Source organism: Gammaproteobacteria bacterium (genome assembly GCA_033344735.1).
GTDB lineage: Bacteria > Pseudomonadota > Gammaproteobacteria > UBA4575 > UBA4575 > UBA1858.
In genome coordinates this window covers 1,169,384-1,189,510 of the sequence record JAWPMW010000001.1, presented here as the reverse complement: position 1 = coordinate 1,189,510, position 20,127 = coordinate 1,169,384, and the positions used below count along the sequence as shown (strand labels likewise).

Sequence of the window (20,127 nt, the reverse complement as noted above, 5' to 3'; positions counted from 1 at the left end):
TCTATGAGTAATTTTATAATCAGTGCTATATCTTTTATTGTTGCGGTCAGTGTGATTGTGACAGTACATGAATTTGGACATTTCATTGTGGCACGTTTGCTAGGCGTAAAGGTACTGCGTTTTTCAGTTGGTTTTGGGCGATCTTTACTGAGATATGTATCTCCAAAAAGTGGTGTTGAGTATGTGTTTGCTGCCATTCCTCTTGGAGGTTACGTAAAAATGTTGGATGAGCGCGAAGGCGAGGTTGCACCAAATGAGCAGGCACTTGCTTTCAATCGTCAACCGGTTGGATCTAGATTTGCCATAGCTGCTGCAGGACCGTTATTTAATTTTATATTTGCGATATTCGCTTATGCTTGTATGTACATCGTTGGAGTGCAAGGAATTATTCCTGAAATAGGTAAGGTAGAGGAAGAAAGTCTCGCGTATCAAGCAGGTTTAAAGAGTGGCGATGTAGTTCTGCAAATTAATGAGCAGGTTGTATCTACCTGGGAGGAAGCTAGCATTGAATTGATTAACGAAGGCTTGAAAACTGGAGTAATTAAAGTTCTTAAAAAAGATACACAGCAGGCTATATCTGAAGTGATGCTTGATTTATCAGATACCAAGGCGCTTTTGGATGAGGGCAGTCCTTTAGAGAAAATTGGTATTGAACCTTGGCGCCTAAAGCTCGATGCAATATTAGGTAAATTTACTCCAAACAGTGCAGCTAAACAGCAGGGTTTCAAAGAGGGTGATGCTATTTTATTTGCTAATGGAAGCGTCGTAGTAGATTGGGCTCATTGGGTAGATATTGTGAAGCAGCATGCTGGCAAACCAATTGAATTAGAGGTACTAAGAGGGTCTGAGCAGATGAGTCTTCAGCTTACACCCGCTATAGAAGAAGTAGATGGTCAAAATATAGGCAGAATTGGTGCCTATCCTTGGTTTGATGAATCTGAGAGAGAAAAACGTCAAATTACTATTCGAGAGGGTGTTTTAGAGTCACTTGCTAAAGGAGCTTCTAAAACACTTGATATGAGTGTGTTGACGGTTAAACTGCTGGGTAAACTCATAACAGGTCAAGCATCTGTCAAGAATATTAGTGGTCCGATATCAATAGCAGAATACGCCGGTATATCAGCTCAACTTGGTTTGGCTACATTTCTCAGTACTTTAGCGATCATTAGCATCAGTATTGGTATACTCAATCTCTTGCCAGTGCCAATTCTAGATGGCGGTCATTTATTGTACTGCATAGTCGAAATGGTAAAAGGAAGCCCTGTGTCTGAAGCGACACAGTTAGTTGGACAAAAAATTGGAATTTTTATGTTAGCCGGGTTGATGTCGTTGGCATTCTATAATGACTTTCAGCGCCTCTTCAGCTAATCAAATTGAATAACAGACGTGACAATAAAAATAATAAAAATAATAACTCTGTCAGTTCTATTGCTAGTCGTTAGTAGCGCCATTGCTGAGCCTTTTAAAATCAGAGATATCATTATTGAAGGTTTGGAAAGGATTGAGCCTGGAACCGTGTTTACCTATATACCGGTGAAGGTAGGTGATGTATTTACTGATACAGATTCTGCAGAAATTATTCGTGAACTCTACAAGACAGAGTTGTTTAGTGATGTGGTGATACGTCTTGAAGATTTTGTGCTCATAGTAGAAATAAAAGAACGTCCCGGCATTGCTTCCCTGGATATTATTGGTAATAAAGATATTCCTGATGAGCAACTAATTGAGAGTCTTACTGACATAGGAATAGCGCCTGGCAGAGTATTGAATCGTTCTGTTCTTGAGCGCTTGGAAAATGAGTTGCTTCAACAATATTTTGCTCGTGGAAAATATAACGTACAAATTAAAACACTCACTACTGAATTAAGTCGGAACAGGGTGGATGTGCAGATTCAAATAGCTGAGGGCAAGGCGGCTAAAATAAAAAATATCAATATAGTAGGTAATACAATATATGAAGATAAAAAATTAAAAAAGGAGTTCGTGTCTGGCAACAAGGCTTTCTGGAAAATTTGGTCGAGCAGTGAAAAATACTCCAAACAAAATTTGTCAGCGGATCTTGAAACTTTGCGATCTGAGTATCTAAATACTGGATACTTAAATTTTACGGTTGATTCAACTCAGGTATCAATCACTCCTGATAAAAAAGATATCTTCATTACTATTAATGTAAATGAAGGTGATCAATATACGCTTTCAGAAGTAAAACTTGCTGGTAATTTTGAAATTCCAGAACAAGAGCTTAGAGATTTACTGGTTATTGAGGCCGGAGAGATTTTCTCACGCGGCAAAGTTGTCGCATCATCAGAACGCATATCAAATCGATTAGGTTCGGATGGTTATGCATTCGCACGAGTTAATCCAATTCCTGAAGTTGATGAGGAGTCTAAGACAGTAAGCTTAACGTTTTTCATAGATCCAGGAAAAAGAGTATATGTGCGAAGAGTGAATATCACTGGGAACCAGTATAGTCGAGATGAAGTATTTCGGCGTGAGCTAAGACAAATGGAAGGAGGTTGGTATACCCTGCGTGGAATAGAGTCGTCAAGACGTAGAATTCAGCGATTGGCATTTGTTGAAAATGTTGAATTTGATACAGTGCAGATACCCGGTGAAGATGACTTCGTGGATATAAATATTAAAGTGACGGAACGTTTGGCAGGAAGTTTTTCAATTGGGGCAGGCATTTCAGACAGCCAAGGTGCGGTTGTAACAACTAGTGTGAGCCAAGATAATTTTCTTGGAACCGGTAAACAAGTCTCTTTTCAAATTAATACGAGTAGTGTTAATACAGTTTATGACATTTCCTATAGCGATCCATTTTATACGATAGATGGTGTAAGTAGAGGATTTGGTTTTAGCTATATTTCTACAGATGCTGAAGAGGCAGATATTTCGGATTTTGATTCAGATCAATTTAGTCTTCGAGCAAATTACGGAATTCCATTGACCGAGGTGGATAGAGTTGGTGTGATTGGTGAAATTAGAACCACAGAGATTTCCACTAATGATTCTACTTCTGACGAGGTTAATGAGTTTCTTAATGATAATGGTGATGATTATATTACTTTCAATTTGTCTGGACTCTACACTCACGATAGTAGAAATCGTAGGATATTTGGCACTAAAGGTTTGTATCACAGAACCAGGTTTGAATTTACAGTTCCTTCAAGTGATCTTGAATATTATAAAGGTAGTCATGAAAATATATGGCTCTTTCCACTAAATGAAATTTTTACCCTTTCTACTCGCTCCGAAATAGGCTATGGCGATAGTTTTGGTAGCACTACAGATCTGCCATTTTTTGAGAAGTTTAGAGCTGGTGGTACCGGTTCGGTGAGAGGATATAGAGATAATACATTAGGACCACAAGATTCTCGAGATGATGCGTTTGGGGGAAATTTTTTAACTACAGCTGGAGTAGAGATATTTTTTCCTATTCCAGCTTTGTATGATGCTTCCAGATTCAGGTTAGGTATATTTGCTGATATGGGAAACGTGTTTGAGGATTATGATGACTTTGAAACTAGTGAATTGCGTGGAAGTGCTGGCTTGGGTGTGAATTTGATAACAGGGCTTGGTGGAATAACTTTAAGTTTTTCTAGTCCATTTAATGATGATGAAGATGATGAAACTGAGCCGTTTCAGTTTGAATTTGGCACAAGTTTTTAACTCAGGAGAAATATCTTGAATATACAACTAAAAATTGTAATTTTATTAGTCATGCTTCTTGGTGCTACTTCAGTTGCATATGCAGAATCAAAAATAGGTTATGTAAATTTTGGTAAATTAATGGAAAAATCTCAGCAAGGCCAAGCTGTACGTAAAGCACTTGAGAGTGAGTTCTCTAGTAGAGATAAGCAACTTGCTGTATCACGAGATGCTATTCTCAAAATGGAAGAACAGTTAAAGAATGATGGCAGCATTATGAGTGAAGCAAATCGAGTTAAGCTTGAAAGAGATATTTTGAGCAAGAAACGTGATCATAATCGTCTGAGAGATGAATATCGTGAAGACATTAATATTCGACGTAATGAAGAAATTAGTGCCTTGCAGAAGAAAGTATACGAAGTGATAAAGAAATTTTCTGAGCAGCAAAAATATGATCTTGTCTTGACTCAGGCAGTTCTATACGCGAGTCCTCAAGTTGATATTACAGATCAAATTTTACAAAGACTTAATTCTGGCCAGTAACAACACATAATAATTTGAAAAATATTATGACTTATAGAGTTCGTGAGTTGGCTCGCGAAATAGGAGTTGATGTTGTTGGAGATGGTGATGCTGAAATCACTCATGTGGCCGATCTGGATGACTCAAATCTGGGCAGTCTTTCATTTGCTGTTTCTAGTCAATACAAAAATAAACTTAAACACACAATGGCGACAGCAGTCATAGTGCCTGAAGAACTTGTTTCGCATTGCAAAACTACTGCTTTAATATCTAAAAATCCTTATTTAAGCTTTGCTCGTGCGGCAAAGTTATTACATCCTGAGGAAGATCTGGTTGCTAATATTCATCCTTCATCAGTCATTAATGATGAATGCGAAATCGCTGATAATGTGTATATTGGCCCTAATGTCGTTATATGCGCTAAATGTACTATTGAAAGAGATTGTTATATTGGCCCAGGAACAGTTATTACCGCGCCATCAATCATCGGAGCGTCATCACGATTAATTGCTCGCGTTAGTATTGTTGGACCTGCAATTATAGGTGAGCGCGTCATTATTCATCCAGGTGCTGTCATCGCTAGTGATGGTTTTGGCTTAGCTAATGACAACGGTGTGTGGGAGAAAATCCCTCAGTTAGGCGGAGTAGTTCTTGGGGATGATGTAGAAATTGGAGCAAATACAACAATTGATAGAGGCGCTCTAAAAGATACAGTTATTAAGAAAGGTGCTAAGCTGGATAATCAAATTCAAATTGCTCACAATGTTATTATTGGTGAGCATACAGCAATTGCTGGATGTACTGGAATTGCTGGCAGTACTGTCATTGGAAAACATTGTGCAATTGGTGCTGCGGCTGGTATTCAAGGTCATCTCACAATTGCTGATGGTGTGCAAGTTTCAGGTATGACTGCTATCCGTAAGTCGATTACTAAGCCGGGGCTGTATTCCTCAGGTACTGCTGCGGAAGATAATAAAAGTTGGTTGCGTAATGCGACGAGATTTAAAGATCTGGATGCATTGTTTAAACGAGTCAATGGTATAATTAAAAAACTAGAAAGTATTGATAAGGGAAAATAATATGGATGCCGTTATGTCCGTGACAGAAATAATGAAATTTCTTCCGCATCGATACCCATTCTTGTTGCTAGATCGTGTTGTTGAATGCACGCATGGTGACAAAATTGCTGCAATTAAAAATATCACTATTAATGAAGCATTTTTCCAGGGACACTTCCCTGGTACTCCAGTATTTCCAGGTGTGTTGATTTTGGAAGCGTTGGCTCAGGTGTCTGGAGTTCTTGTACTGAGTGACCCTAAATTAAAACCAGAAAATGAGAGTTTGTTTTTATTTGTCGGGATTGATAATGCTCGTTTCAAACGTCCAGTGGTGCCTGGAGATCAGTTACGTCTTGAATCTCGTTTAACAAGAATGAAAAGAAATTATGGTGTATTCGAAGCTAATGCTTATGTCGAGGGTGAACTAACTGCAAGTGCAGAACTAAAGTGCATGTTTAAAGATTTATGAACATGAGTAATTCTGATTCTCTTTCTCACGCAAGTGAAGCTGAAATACATCCAACAGCGATAATTGATCCCAGTTCAAAAGTCGCTGCAGGTGTCAGCGTAGGACCTTATACTGTAATTGGTCCTGGAGTAGAGATAGGTGCTAATACAACTATCGGACCACATGTGGTTATTCAAGGACCTACTAAAATAGGTGAGGAGAATACTATATTTCAGTTCTCATCGATTGGTGAAATTCCACAAGATAAAAAATTTGCTGGTGAAGATAGCCAGCTTATTATTGGTAACAATAATACAATTCGAGAATTTTGTACTATTAATCGTGGTACTCACGCGGATCAAGGTTCAACAATTATAGGTAATGATAATTGGATTATGGCTTATGTGCATATTGCGCATGACTGCGTTATTGGCGACAGAACTATTTTTTCTAATGGTGCATCTATTGCTGGTCATGTGATTGTTGATGATTATGCTGTATTGGGTGGTTTTACGTTGGTGCATCAGTTCTGTCATATTGGCGCACATTCATTTTGTGGTATGGGATCTGCACTAAATAAAGATCTTCCACCCTACATGATGGCATCGGGAAATTTAGCTAAAGCATTTGGTCTTAACAAAGAAGGTTTGCGTCGGCGAGAATTTAGTGAAGATGTGATACATGCGCTGCATCAGGCATATAAGGCTTTAATAGTTTCTAAGAACTCTCGTGTAGAGCAATTTGAAAAAGTTAAAGATATAGCTGAAGAGTATAGTGAAGTGCGTGAGTTTGTGAAATTTATTGAAAATAGTCAACGTGGTACGGTTCGCTAAGTTTGTTTGGTTAATGCAAGAGCTCGTATTGCGAGTTCATTAGAAGTTATTCCTGCATTCAAATTATTACGAATTTCTTCACGGTTATTAATCATTTTTTCGCTGGTTTTATTATCATTAATCAATTCGGTTAGTGAATCGAATAGATTATCTGCATTAGCATCATCCTGAATTAATTCTTTATAAGCGCGCCTGTTTAAAATAATGTTGGCTAGGCATATGTGTTCTACGTTAACCATGTGACCAAATAATTTGTATGTGATTGGCGATATTTTGTAAATTACTACCATGGCTTTACCCATTAATGCTGCTTGTAGGGTCGCTGTGCCGGATGCAATCATTAATGCTTGGCACTGCTGAAGGGATTGATAGAATGAATCCTGTTGATAATCGATAGGTAAGTTATTTTTATTGAATGTTTTTAGCTCATTAATATCTGTGCCAGGAGCCGCGGGCAATATGAAGCGCATGTTTGGATTCTGATTTAAAAGTTTGTGTCCAGCCTCAATCATTACTGGTAGAAGCTTTTTTATTTCATTTTCGCGGCTGCCTGGGAGCATTCCGATAACTGTGATTTTCTCGGGTGTGATATCCGTGGATTTATAAGCATTGTCAATATCGTCTAATAAAGGATGTCTAACCAAGCATGCGGGTACGCCTGCATTTTGATAGAAGTCCAGTTCAAATGGAAATAATACTGCCATTAAATCAACGCAGTTTTTTATTTTCTCTATTCTACCTGTACGCCAAGCCCATACTTGTGGGCTAACATAAAACACTACCTTAATATTTAGCTTCTTCGCATATTGTGCGAGTTTTAAATTAAACTCGGGATAATCTACGAGAATCAGTAATTCAGGTTTGGTTTGTCTGATGTGTTTTTTGAGCGTAGATAATATTTTATGCAGACGAGGATAATGTTTGAGTATTTCTGTAATGCCAACAACAGAAGTTTCCCTGACATCAAATAAAGTATTTACCCCAGCATCTCGCATGGACTGTCCGCCTATGCCGGATATGCATAATTGGTTATCGAGATTTTTGAGGCCAGTGACTAATTTTCCTGCTAATAAATCACCTGATACTTCGCCGGCAACAATAACAATATTCATTTTGATTCTTGATTATTCTAGCTGCTGTTTGAAAACACCTACAACTCTATCAATTTGTTTGGCTGATAACTCTGGATACATTGGCAGTGATAGACAGTTTGAGGATACTTTTTCAGTGATGGGTAATGAAGAGCTTGGCGAGCCGTTTGTGAAGGCAGTTTGTAGATGCAGGCCTTTAGGGTAATAAATAGCAGAAGCAATATTTTGGTCACTCAATACTTTTAGAATTTTATTTCTGCGCGGATCTTGAATAGTGTATTGATGATAAACATGTGTGCTGTCTTTAGATTCATTTGGTGTAACAATTCCTAATTTTGTTAAAGCATTAGTATATTTAGTTGCATTTTCATGGCGCTGTTGGTTGTACATATCAATATGCTTCAGTTTTATGCGTAATATAGCAGCTTGTATCTCGTCGAGCCGACTGTTGTAGCCAATAATGGTGTGTTCGTATCTGATTGGGCTGCCATGATTACGCAATAGCTTTAGTTTTGTTGTAATCTTGTCAGATGCGGTGCAGATCATGCCGCCATCACCATAACAGCCAAGGTTTTTGCTAGGGAAGAAACTAAAACAGCTGATATCTCCAAGAGTCCCTGTTTTATTACCTTTATAATCAGCGCCAAATGATTGTGCGCAATCCTCGACCAAGAATATATTTTTATCTTTAATGATAGCTTTTATTTTGTCGATGTCAGCAGCCAATCCAAATAAATGAACTGCAATCACGGCGCGTGTTTTATCAGTAATTGCATTTTTAATACAGTCGGAGTCTATATTTAATGTTTCTGCATCTATGTCAACAAATATCGGGGTGGCTCCAACATATCGAATAGCTTCAGCGGTAGCGGCAAAAGTAAATGATGGGGTGATGACTTCATCGCCAGGGCCTATATCTAAAGCACGTAATGCGAGATGTAAAGCATCGGTACCAGAAGAGCAGCTAACAGAGTGTTTAATATTTAAATATTCTGAGACTTCGTCTTCTAATGCGTGAACATTGGGGCCCATAATAAATGTTGTATTTTCTAATGTCACATTAATTGCACTTTGAATTTCAACTTTTAGTGATTGATATTGCTGGTGTAAATCAACCATAGGGATAGGGTCATATTTCATACTGATTATTTTGCGTTATGTAATTGAATAGTGTTTACAATCTGATTCGCGGTTTGCAAGGCACGTAAGCCATCAGTGCCGGATACAAGTGGCTGTGAGTTGTTGTGAATGCAGTCTAAAAAATGGGTGATCTCAGTTAACAGTGCATCTGACTTTTCAAAGTTGAAGCTTTGTGAATTGATCTCTCCATCATCACGAGTATATATTTTTAAATCATGATTGCCTAAATCTGCGGAGAAATAAGCATTATCTTGAAATAAGCGTAGTTTGCGTTCACTTTTGATGCTGACACGACTGGCTGTAACATTGGCAACGCAATCGTTGCTGAAGGTGATGCGTGCATTAGCAATATCGATGTCATCAGAAAGAACACGCATGCCAGAAGCTTGAATCGATTCAATGTTGGACTTAACAATACTAAGAATAATATCGATGTCGTGAATCATTAAATCAAGTATAACGTTGACATCAGTACCGCGTGATTTGAATGGCGACAGCCGTTGTGATTCGATAAACTTTGGCTGTTGCATATGTTCATCCATCGCAAGCACGGTAGGATTGAAACGTTCAATATGGCCTATTTGTAATATACACTGATTATTCTTAGCAAGTCTGATAAGTTCTTGGCCTTGCTCGATAGTTGATGTCATAGGCTTTTCTAAAAGCACATGTTTGCCGCGCTGTAAAAATTGTTTGGCTATTTCATAATGTGAAGGGGTCGATGTAGCTATGCTTACCGCATCAACGTCATCAATTAGTGAATGGATGTCTGCACTAGTCGCTGCTTGTGGGTATAAACTAGCCATTTCTTTAAGGGTGGCAGGGTCACTATCGATTAATCCTGTTAATTGGCAATTTTCTAATGCTTGATATTTTTGAGCATGGAATTTACCCAAGTAACCTGTGCCAATTACCGCAATATTCACAATTCCCATTCAATTAAAAATCTGTATTATAAAAACCTTGCAGTATACGTCCTTCAGCCTGATATGGGCATCATTGACTAAAAAAGACAGTTGATTAAAAAGCACTCTAATGTTGTTGGATTCACTGATATGCAAGTAGATATCAATACATATGCAGGGATCGATGAAGTTGGACGAGGGCCTCTGGCGGGTCCTGTAGTAGCTGCTGCTGTCGTGCTTGGAGATGGTCATGACTGGAAAGAATTGAGGGATTCAAAGATGCTCTCTGCTAAAAAACGCGAAGCGTGTGCGGCGCAAATAAGACAGAATGCGCTCGCTTGGAGTATTGGGCGATGTGAACCTACAGAAATTGATCAATACAATATTTTTAATGCCAGTCTGCTAGCAATGCAGCGTGCATTTGAAGCGTTGGCATTTGAAGCGACACTAGCACTTGTTGATGGTAAATTTTGTCCACAATTATCTGTTGAGTCATTTGCCGTGATTAAGGGTGATCAACATGTGCCTGCTATTAGTGCGGCGTCAATACTTGCCAAAGTCACTCGAGACTCGGAAATGTGCGAGTTGGACAAGTCTTATCCAAATTATGGTTTTGCTAAGCATAAAGGTTATCCGACTGCTTACCATATGGAAGCACTTAAACAACATGGCCCTTGCAGTCATCACCGCAAAAGTTTCAAGCCTGTTGCTAATGTGGTTACGAATAACTTCAAATGAATCCGCAATTTGTTCATTTACGCTTGCATAGCGAATTTTCTATTATTGATGGACTAGTACGTATTCCTGAACTGATGCGAAAAGCTTCAGAGTTGCAAATGCCCGCGATAGCTCTCACAGATTTCTCTAATCTCTTTGCCTTAGTCAAGTTTTATCGTGCAGCCATTGCAAATGGCGTTAAACCAATCATTGGCGCAGATGTTTTAATTAAAGATAAGGAAATGCAAGAGCGATACCGCATTGTATTGTTATGCATAGACAATACTGGTTATCGTAACTTAACAGAATTGTTGACGCGTGCGTATTTGAATGGGCAACACGGAGGTCAACCGACAATCGATCGCAGTTGGATAAATGAATTCAATCAAGGGTTAATTGTATTGTCTGGTGGACGTGAAGGTGATTTGGGCAAACTGCTCTTAAAGCAGGATATGGCTCGTATCGACACATGTGTAAATAATTGGAAAAAGGTTTTTTCAGATAGATTTTATGTGGAATTACAAAGAACAGGCCGTGAAGGAGAGGATGTATATAACGAGCGTGCATTAGAGATTGCAGATAAAAACAATCTTCCAGTAGTGGCGACCAATGATGTGAGATTTTTAACATCACAAGAATATGAAGCTCATGAAGTACGTGTTTGTATCAACCAAGGTCGAGTTCTAGCTGATCCTCGGCGTTCGCGCGCTTATAGTGAACAACAATATTTGCGTCCTGTGGATGAAATGGTGGCTTTGTATTCAGATGTGCCTTCAGCAATTTCAAATACTATCGAAATAGCAAAACGCTGTAATGTGCGTTTAGAGTTTGGTAAAAATGTTTTACCAGAATTTCCAACAGGAGAGCTTACAACTGATGAATATTTGCGTGAGCAATCTCTGCTAGGTTTGCAAAATCGATTAGAAAGAATTAAGTCTATTGGTGAATCAGTGGATTTAAATAGCTATAAGCAGCGTTTGGATATCGAGCTTGATGTGATTGAAAGCATGGGTTACTCAGGTTATTTCTTAATTGTGTCAGATTTCACTAGATGGTCACGAGAAAATGGCGTGCCTGTTGGACCGGGTCGAGGGTCTGGTGCGGGTTCTTTGGTTGCATATGTGTTAGGAATTACTGATATAGATCCTCTTCAATATGATCTGTTATTTGAGCGTTTCTTAAATCCTGAGCGTGTGTCTATGCCTGATTTTGATATAGATTTTTGCATGGCTGGGCGTGACCGGGTGATTGATTATGTTGCCACACGATATGGTCGCGAAAAAGTTAGTCAAATAATTACTTACGGTACCATGGCTGCTAAAGCTGTAGTGCGTGATGTTGGTCGTGTGCTCGGACACCCTTATGGATTTGTTGACCGCATCGCTAAAATGGTGCCATTTGAAGTTGGCATGACTTTGGCAAAAGCATTAGACCGTGAGAAAGATTTCAAGCAGCTGGTAGATGATGATGATGAAGTTCGAACACTCATCGATATGGCTTTACAGCTTGAAGGTCTGGCGCGTAATGCAGGCAAACATGCTGGTGGAGTTGTCATTGCGCCGTCTAAATTAACTGATTTCACTCCACTATATTGTGAAGCTGGTGGTGCTAACGTTGTTACTCAGTTAGATAAAGATGATGTTGAAGCAATTGGTTTGGTTAAATTTGATTTTCTTGGGCTGCGAACATTAACAATAATTGATCGCACTCTAGCTAAAGTAAATGCACGCCTAGAAAAGGAAACTAAACCACCGATCGATTTAAATGCATTGCCGCTTGATGATAAAGCTACATACACTTTATTGCAGAATCAGCAGACTACTGCCGTATTTCAGTTAGAGTCTGATGGTTTAAAAGATATTTTAGGAAGACTTAAGCCAGATAAGTTTGAAGATATTGTTGCATTAGTTGCTTTGTATCGGCCAGGGCCTTTGCAGTCTGGCATGGTGGATGATTTTATAGATCGTAAACATGGTGCCTTAGTTGAATATCCTCATCCAGATTTGGAGGCTATTCTAAATGAAACCTATGGAGTAATTTTGTATCAAGAACAAGTGATGCAAATTGCACAAGTATTGGCGGGCTATTCCTTAGGTGGGGCAGATTTATTGCGACGCGCAATGGGTAAGAAGAAACCTGAAGAAATGGCCAAGCAGCGTGCTATCTTTGTGAAAGGTGCTACAGAGCGAAAAGTTGATGATTCTAATGCCAACTATATTTTCGATTTAATGGAAAAGTTTGCTGGATATGGTTTTAATAAATCACACTCAGTGGCTTATGCAATGCTTTCTTATCAAACAGCGTGGTTAAAAGCACATTACCCAGCAGAGTTTATGGCGTCAGTACTTTCGGCCGATATGGATAATACCGATAAAGTAGTTCACTTGCGTGAAGAATGTAAAACCATGAAGCTCGATGTATTACCGCCGTGTGCGAACGCGTCGCATTATGGATTCACCGTAACAGAAGATCTAAAAATTGTTTATGGATTAGGTGCAATAAAAGGTGTTGGTGAAGCCGCTGTTGAGTCATTAGTGCATGAACGTGAGAAAAATGGATATTATAAAACTCTTAATGATTTTTGTATGCGATTAGAAACGCAAAAATTTAATCGCCGTAGTATGGAGGCAATGATACGCTCAGGAGCATTAGATTCATGTGGGCACACTCGTGCAACGCTGATGCATCATTTGCCTCGAGCTATGCAAACAGCTGAGCAGCATCATCGTAATGATGACATTGGGCAGAATGATATGTTTGGTGGTGGTCAAGTTGTGGCGCGTGAAGGGGTCATGGAAGAAAAGCCAGAGTGGGATGAAGATACTCTGCTAGCAGCGGAACGTGAAACTTTAGGGTTATATTTTTCAGGTCATCCAGTCGATCAGTATCGAGAAGAGTTAGCAAATTTGGTAGGTAAAACACTGAAGGAACGATTAGCGCAACCAATTGCACCAATTGATACTAACTATCGAAACAAAGATGCCAACATGGTGAAGGTGGGTGGTTTATTGATGGATATGCGACTTCGAAATAGTCCTTCTGGGCGCATTGCATTCTTAACTTTAGATGACAATACTGCACGTATGCATGTCGCAGTATTTGCTGATACTTACAGTCAATTCAAGCACCATATTGTGAAAGATCAAATTTTGATCGTGGATGGTGTGATCAGCATCGATGATTATAATGGCAAGCCGCGAATCCGGGCTAAAGAAATTACCCGCTTAGATGACGCGCGAGTAGATTACGGAAAAGGCATTGTTGTTAGCATTAATGCTGAAGAGCAAAAAGATTCTTTGATAGTCGATCTTGAAAATACTTTGAAGCCTTATCGTGATGGTAGTTGTAAAGTACTGATTCAATATCAGTCTGCACATGGCGAGGCAAAATTTCAGCTTGGTGACCAGTGGAATGTTGTTCCTGAACGAGATCTGATTCGAAGATTGTCCAGTTTGCAAGGTGTTAACAATGCTAGAGTGGTTTATTAGCCATATATTGATAACTTATTTTTTGACACTTTCCTGAAATCATCGACGAGTCCGACTATAATGCGAAAAATTTAATGAAAATAGATACCTATGGTTTCTGATTATTTAGAATTTGAACAACCGATTGCAGAGTTAGAGGCAAAAATTAATGAATTGCGTCGGGTGGAGTCTGACAATGAAATGCAGTTGGGTGACGAAATTGCTAAGTTGGAGGCTAAGAGTCGCGCATTAACTGAAACTATTTATAAAGATTTGTCCGCATGGCAAGTAGCCCAAATTGCACGTCATCCTCACCGGCCTTATACCTTGGATTATGTTGAAAAATTATTTACTGACTTCGAAGAATTGCATGGTGACCGTGCTTACTCTGATGATGCAGCAATTATATGTGGTATTGCAAAATTTGAAGGCCGTTCCATTGCCGTTATTGGTCATCAAAAAGGTAGGAATACCAAAGAGAATCTCAAGCGTAACTTTGGTATGCCAAGACCTGAAGGTTATCGAAAAGCTTTACGTATTATGGAAATGGCTGAAAAATTCCAAATGCCAATCGTGACATTCATTGATACACCGGGTGCCTATCCTGGTGTGGGTGCTGAGGAGCGCGGGCAAGCTCAAGCAATTGCTCATAACTTGTATCGTATGGCTGAGTTAAAGACACCTATTGTTTGTAATGTCATAGGTGAGGGTGGCTCAGGTGGTGCACTTGCTATTGGAGTCGGAGATCATTTGTCTATGCTTAGTTATAGCACATATTCGGTTATCTCTCCTGAAGGCTGTGCATCAATTCTTTGGAAGAATGCGGATAAAGCTGAAGATGCAGCTGAAACATTGGGTATAACTTCTGATCGTTTGCTAGAGCTCAATTTGGTTGATGAAGTAATAAAAGAGCCTATGAGTGGTGCGCACCGCGATCTAGATGTTACTAGTGAGAACATGAGAGCATCATTAAGTCAGAACTTAGCGCGTCTCACAAAAATGGATACTCACGATTTATTAGAAGCACGATTTGAACGACTGACTTCGTATGGTGTGTTCAAAGATTAGCGTCACTGGCAGAATATGCCTGATATCTTAAAAAAACTACACGATTGCCTATTATACACTGACGAGACAAAGTCTATCTGCATTGCTTATAGCGGTGGAATAGATTCAACAGTACTTCTTCATGCAGCTAATATTGCCTGTGCTTCGAGGGGCCGATTATTAAAGGCCATTCATATCGATCATCAAATTCATGCTGATTCAAATGCTTGGTCGCAACATTGTCGACATCAGTGTGATGAGCTGAATATTGATATTGATGTTATTTGTGTCGATGTAGAACAATATAATCATCTTGGTGTTGAAGGTGCGGCACGCCAAGCGCGTTATCAAGCATTTGAGAGTGTATTGGGTGTCAACGATTTACTACTTTCAGCTCATCATGCCGACGATCAAATCGAAACCATGCTCCTGCAGCTTTTCCGAGGTGCAGGAGTGCATGGCTTAGCTGGTTGTGCGTCAAAAAGAGCACTTGGCAAGGCATTGTTAATGCGACCATTGCTAGACATTTCTCGCCAACAGATAGAAGAGTATGCACAAAAACATCAATTAAGTTGGCTTGATGATCCTTCAAATGATTCATTGGTACATGATAGAAATTATTTGCGGCTCCAGGTAATGCCCTTATTGCATTCGCGTTGGCAAGGTTTACAGGACACCATCGGACGTAGTGGTCAGTGGCAAAGTGAATCTATGCAAATGCTAAATGACTTAGCAAAATTGGATGCTAAGGATGCTATAGATAAAAGCTATGCGCTCGATATTGAGAAAATCAAAGCTCTGGATAATGCGCGTCTGAAAAATGTACTACGTTGGTGGATTAAATCAGCGGGCTATCTAACCCCAAGTGCTGAAATTTTACAGCGAGTAGTAGATGATGCAGTACGCAGTCGCGATAATTGTGGGGCCTGCATTCGTTGGCAGTATAATGAAATTAGAAAATATCGTGGGCTGCTCTATTTGCAGCCCATTATGATTAAACATGATGTTACACAAAGCTATCAATGGGACTTGAAGCGTCCATTAATTATAGATTCTTTGGGGCTGACGTTAACTCGTGAGCAATTAGATAATTTTGGTATCAATTTATGTGATGTCGAAAATTTGCTGGTCAAATTCCGTCAAGGTGGGGAAGCGATGCGTCCACGTGGGAGAGGTTGTCAAAAAGACTTAAAAAAGCTATTCCAAGAGCAGGGTGTAAAACCATGGGAACGTGACAGAATTCCCTTACTATTTCACCAGCAACAGCTAATTTTTGTGTGGGGATACTGGATTGGGGAAGGATATTGATTGAGGCTATCCTCAGGCTTTGGTACCCTAATATCCCATCTTGCACTTCGGAATCTAATTGATGACACGGTACATCTTTATCACAGGCGGGGTGGTCTCTTCATTGGGTAAGGGCATCGCCAGTGCCTCACTAGGTGCAATACTAGAAGCGCGCGGCCTCTCAGTTACCATGATAAAGCTAGATCCTTATATTAATGTGGATCCAGGAACAATGAGTCCATTTCAGCATGGCGAAGTGTATGTCACCGAAGATGGCGCAGAAACAGATCTAGACTTGGGTCACTATGAGCGCTTTGTGCGTTTTAGGTCCACGCGCAATAATAATTTCACTACAGGGCAAATTTACGAAAGTGTTATTCGTAAAGAACGACGTGGTGATTACTTGGGTGGAACTGTTCAAGTAATTCCTCATATTACGGATGAAATTAAGGCGTCGGTTAAGAAAGGCTCCGAAGGTGCTGATGTCGCGCTAGTTGAAATCGGGGGCACGGTCGGTGATATTGAGTCGCTTCCGTTTATGGAAGCAATTCGTCAAATTGGTGTTGAGCTCGGGCGTAGCAATGTTATTTATTTGCATTTAACACTTGTGCCATATTTAAAAGCGTCTGGAGAGCTTAAAACCAAGCCGACACAACACTCAGTTAAGGAATTGCGTTCTATTGGAATTCAACCAGATATTCTTCTTTGTCGTGGTGAGCAGGCAGTACCAGATAATGAGCGTAAGAAGATTGCCTTGTTTACTAATGTTGAAGAAAAAGCGGTTATCTCTTCCGTCGATGTCTCGAGTATTTATAAAATCCCATTGTGGCTTCATTCGCAAGGACTAGATGACATTGTTTTAGAAAAATTTGAATTAGACTTGCCGCCTGCAGATCTATCCGATTGGAAAGACGTGGTTCATGCTATTGAGTTTCCTGAGGTAGAAGTAAATATATATATGGTTGGTAAATATGTTGAGCTTACCGAGTCTTATAAATCTCTCAATGAAGCATTAATTCATGCGGGTGCGCAAACTCGTACTCAAGTAAATATTAAATACTTTGATTCAGAAAGAATAGAAGTTAATGGTGTCGAAGTGCTTAAAGATGCTGATGCCATTTTGGTGCCAGGTGGATTTGGTCAGCGCGGTATTGAAGGAAAGATTTTAGCCTCACAGTATGCGCGCGAAAATGGCATCCCTTATTTAGGTATTTGTCTGGGCATGCAAGTTGCTGTGATTGATTTTGCACGTAATGTGGCAGGAATGCCTCAAGCGCATAGTACTGAGTTTTCTTATGACACACCCGATCCAGTAATTGCTTTAATCACCGAGTGGCAGCAACGTGATGGGAGTTTAGAAGAGCGAAATGCCAATTCTGACCTGGGCGGCACCATGCGATTAGGTGCGCAGCAATGTCGTTTGTCCGAAGACTCGCTAGTGCGTGATATGTATGGTGAAGATGTAATTTTAGAGAGGCATCGTCATCGCTATGAATTTAATAATACTTTCATGGCAAGCTTAAGTAATGCAGGTTTGTCTTTTACAGGTAAATCTATCGATGATAAATTAGTAGAAGTGGTTGAGATAACAGACCATCCATGGTTTATCGGTTGCCAGTTCCACCCAGAATTCACCTCTACTCCACGTGACGGACACCCGTTATTTTCTGGTTTTGTACTAGCGGCTAGAAGAGGTCGTTCAACAAATAAAGAGTTGAATACTCAGGCCACCTCTATATCAGAAGATAGATCTCTTACTGAATCAGTATGAAAATTTGCAACTTCGAGATTGGGTTGGAACACCCGTTGTTCCTTATGGCGGGTCCTTGTGTGGTGGAAAGTCTCGATCTCGCTCAAGAAACAGCTGGGCGTCTAAAAGAGGTCGCAGAAAATAATAATGTCCCTTTTATTTACAAGTCTTCATTCGATAAAGCAAATCGCACTTCTGATTCTAGTTTCAGAGGTCTAGGAATTGAAAAGGGTTTACAGATTTTGCAGGCAGTAAAAGAGCAATTTGATGTGCCAATTGTCACCGATGTGCATGAAGATAGTCCGCTAGAAGAAGTAGCTGAAGTCGCAGACGTATTACAAACTCCCGCTTTCCTTTGCCGACAAACCAATTATATTCAAAGAGTTGCGTCGGTTGGCCGGCCAGTGAACATTAAAAAAGGGCAGTTTCTATCTCCCTGGGATATGAAGCATGTTGTAGAAAAAGCACGCGCTGTCGGGAATGATCAAATTATGGTCTGTGAACGTGGTGTATCATTCGGATATGGAAATTTAGTCTCCGATATGCGCTCATTAGCGATCATGCGTGAGACAAGATGTCCAGTAGTTTTTGATGCGACACATTCGGTACAATTGCCCGGCGGAGAGGGAAGCCGGTCTGGCGGACAACGCGAGTTTGTCCCTGTATTGGCACGTGCTGCCGTGAGTGTGGGAATTGCAGGTTTGTTTATTGAAACCCATCCTGACCCAGAAAATGCTAAGAGTGATGGACCCAACTCTTTGCCTCTACAACTAGTGCCTGAGCTTTTATCCACGCTATGCGATTTGGATAAGGTGGTGAAATCATCAACGCTTACAGAGCAAACATTCCTATAGAAATAAATAGGGATTTATAAGGGCTTAACAAGGATTGAAACAATTATGTCTGAAATAAAGAATATAAAAGCAAGAGAAATTATTGACTCGCGTGGGAACCCAACAGTAGAAGCGGATGTGACTTTGAAGTCGGGTGCGTTTGGAAGAGCAGCCGTACCATCAGGTGCTTCAACGGGCGCGCTAGAGGCTTTAGAAATGCGGGATGAAGATAAGCAGCGCTATCTTGGAAAAGGGGTTCAGAAAGCGGTAGAAAATGTAAACACAAAAATTAAATCTAAGTTGGTAGGTGTTGATTCTTTAGATCAGGCTAATGTTGATCAAATTATGCTGGACTTAGATGGTACACATAACAAAGCTAATCTCGGTGCTAATTCAATTCTAGCTGTTTCACTTGCAGTGGCAAAAGCCAGCGCTGCTGAGAAACAATTACCATTATATCGTTACTTAAACACAAATGCTGACATGGTGTTGCCGGTACCAATGATGAATATAATTAATGGTGGTGCGCATGCGCATAAAGGTGCTGATATACAAGAGTTTATGGTGGTTCCTCATGGGGTTGAATCATTTAGTAAAGCAATACAATGTGGTTGTGAGATTTTTCATGCATTGAAATCAATACTTAAAAGCAAAGGCTTGAATACAGCAGTCGGTGATGAAGGTGGCTTTGCGCCGTCGTTAGAGGCAAACGAGCAAGCAATTGAGATAATCTTGCAAGCGATTGAGTCGGCAGGCTATAAGTCTGGTGAGCAAGTTAGTATTGGCTTAGATTGCGCTAGTTCCGAGTTTTATAAAGAGGGAAATTACCATTTGGAATCCGAAGGTAAAGTTTATTCAAGTGAAGATTTTGTAGGCTTTCTAACGGACCTTGCCAACAAGTATCCCATTATTACTATCGAAGATGGTCTAGATGAAGGTGACTGGGATGGTTGGGCTAAATTAACTTCAGCTCTTGGTAATAAAATACAGTTGGTAGGTGATGATCTGTTTGTGACCAATACTGAGATCTTTGCTAAAGGAATCAAGATGGGTGTAGCTAACTCAATTTTGATTAAGCTTAATCAAATTGGATCGCTAACAGAAACTATGGCGGCGATTAAAATGGCTCATGATGCAAATTACACCGCAGTAATTTCGCATCGTTCTGGTGAAACTGAAGATGTGACTATTGCAGATCTTGCGGTTGCTACTGGTGCTGGACAAATTAAAACGGGTTCTTTGTCTCGATCTGATAGGGTAGCGAAGTATAATCAATTGCTACGTATCGAAGAAGAGTTAGGCGCTAAAGCAGTCTACCCAGGTAAGAAAGTATTTCATCAGTAATTTTTTGAACGATAAGAAGGCGCAATAAATAAAC

16 protein-coding genes are annotated in these 20,127 nt (G+C 39.9%); 13 read left to right on the top strand and 3 right to left on the bottom strand.

What is annotated here, in order from left to right; genetic code table 11:
* The first annotated feature begins 3 nt into the window (after positions 1-3).
* From rseP to lpxA, 6 genes are read left to right on the top strand one after another with little or no spacing between them, the layout of a single operon-like run.
* Positions 4-1,368, top strand: coding sequence for an RIP metalloprotease RseP (gene rseP, locus R8G33_06020; GenBank protein MDW3095208.1), 1,365 nt, complete (start codon positions 4-6; stop codon positions 1,366-1,368).
* Between the two features lie 18 nt (positions 1,369-1,386).
* Positions 1,387-3,672 (top strand): outer membrane protein assembly factor BamA, encoded by a 2,286-nt coding sequence (gene bamA, locus R8G33_06015; protein MDW3095207.1) that lies wholly within the window; start codon positions 1,387-1,389, stop codon positions 3,670-3,672.
* A 15-nt stretch (positions 3,673-3,687) separates the two neighbouring features.
* Positions 3,688-4,194 (top strand): OmpH family outer membrane protein, encoded by a 507-nt coding sequence (locus tag R8G33_06010; protein MDW3095206.1) that lies wholly within the window; start codon positions 3,688-3,690, stop codon positions 4,192-4,194.
* Positions 4,195-4,220: 26 nt separating this feature from the next.
* Positions 4,221-5,252 (top strand): UDP-3-O-(3-hydroxymyristoyl)glucosamine N-acyltransferase, encoded by a 1,032-nt coding sequence (gene lpxD / locus R8G33_06005; protein MDW3095205.1) that lies wholly within the window; start codon positions 4,221-4,223, stop codon positions 5,250-5,252.
* A 1-nt stretch (position 5,253) separates the two neighbouring features.
* A complete protein-coding gene (fabZ, locus tag R8G33_06000; GenBank protein ID MDW3095204.1) occupies positions 5,254-5,700 on the top strand; it encodes a 3-hydroxyacyl-ACP dehydratase FabZ in 447 nt (148 codons plus the stop codon).
* Positions 5,701-5,702: 2 nt separating this feature from the next.
* Entirely contained in the window at positions 5,703-6,512 is an 810-nt protein-coding gene (lpxA, locus tag R8G33_05995) for an acyl-ACP--UDP-N-acetylglucosamine O-acyltransferase (protein ID MDW3095203.1), read from the top strand.
* Here lpxA and lpxB read toward each other — a convergent pair.
* From lpxB to R8G33_05980, 3 genes are read right to left on the bottom strand one after another with little or no spacing between them, the layout of a single operon-like run.
* Positions 6,509-7,624: a lipid-A-disaccharide synthase gene (gene lpxB, locus R8G33_05990; GenBank protein ID MDW3095202.1), complete on the bottom strand. Its 1,116-nt coding sequence runs from the start codon at positions 7,622-7,624 to the stop codon at positions 6,509-6,511. The two genes, lpxA and lpxB, sit on opposite strands and share 4 nt — an antisense overlap.
* 12 nt (positions 7,625-7,636) lie before the next feature.
* Positions 7,637-8,743, bottom strand: a complete 1,107-nt coding sequence (locus R8G33_05985) for a DegT/DnrJ/EryC1/StrS family aminotransferase (GenBank protein ID MDW3095201.1) — start codon at positions 8,741-8,743, stop codon at positions 7,637-7,639.
* 5 nt (positions 8,744-8,748) lie between these two features.
* Positions 8,749-9,678: a Gfo/Idh/MocA family oxidoreductase gene (locus R8G33_05980; protein ID MDW3095200.1), complete on the bottom strand. Its 930-nt coding sequence runs from the start codon at positions 9,676-9,678 to the stop codon at positions 8,749-8,751.
* A 120-nt stretch (positions 9,679-9,798) separates the two neighbouring features.
* Between R8G33_05980 and rnhB the strand changes: the two genes are divergently transcribed.
* The 7 genes from rnhB to eno all read left to right on the top strand — a co-directional run bounded on the left by rnhB (position 9,799) and on the right by eno (position 20,093).
* On the top strand, positions 9,799-10,386 hold the full coding sequence (gene rnhB / locus R8G33_05975) for a ribonuclease HII (protein MDW3095199.1): 588 nt from the start codon (positions 9,799-9,801) through the stop codon (positions 10,384-10,386).
* Complete coding sequence (gene dnaE, locus R8G33_05970; protein ID MDW3095198.1) at positions 10,383-13,853, top strand: DNA polymerase III subunit alpha; 3,471 nt, start codon at positions 10,383-10,385, stop codon at positions 13,851-13,853. The genes rnhB and dnaE overlap by 4 nt, the downstream gene beginning before the upstream one ends.
* Before the next feature lie 90 nt (positions 13,854-13,943).
* The gene (locus R8G33_05965) at positions 13,944-14,900 is read left to right on the top strand and encodes an acetyl-CoA carboxylase carboxyltransferase subunit alpha (protein ID MDW3095197.1); all 957 of its coding nucleotides are present in this window, start codon (positions 13,944-13,946) and stop codon (positions 14,898-14,900) included.
* A 15-nt stretch (positions 14,901-14,915) separates the two neighbouring features.
* On the top strand, positions 14,916-16,187 hold the full coding sequence (gene tilS, locus R8G33_05960) for a tRNA lysidine(34) synthetase TilS (protein ID MDW3095196.1): 1,272 nt from the start codon (positions 14,916-14,918) through the stop codon (positions 16,185-16,187).
* A gap of 61 nt (positions 16,188-16,248) precedes the next feature.
* Positions 16,249-17,937: a CTP synthase gene (locus R8G33_05955; protein ID MDW3095195.1), complete on the top strand. Its 1,689-nt coding sequence runs from the start codon at positions 16,249-16,251 to the stop codon at positions 17,935-17,937.
* Positions 17,934-18,770: a 3-deoxy-8-phosphooctulonate synthase gene (kdsA, locus tag R8G33_05950; GenBank protein MDW3095194.1), complete on the top strand. Its 837-nt coding sequence runs from the start codon at positions 17,934-17,936 to the stop codon at positions 18,768-18,770. Before R8G33_05955 ends, kdsA begins: the two co-directional genes overlap by 4 nt.
* Before the next feature lie 45 nt (positions 18,771-18,815).
* Positions 18,816-20,093, top strand: a complete 1,278-nt coding sequence (gene eno, locus R8G33_05945) for a phosphopyruvate hydratase (GenBank protein ID MDW3095193.1) — start codon at positions 18,816-18,818, stop codon at positions 20,091-20,093.
* Positions 20,094-20,127 lie beyond the last annotated feature (34 nt).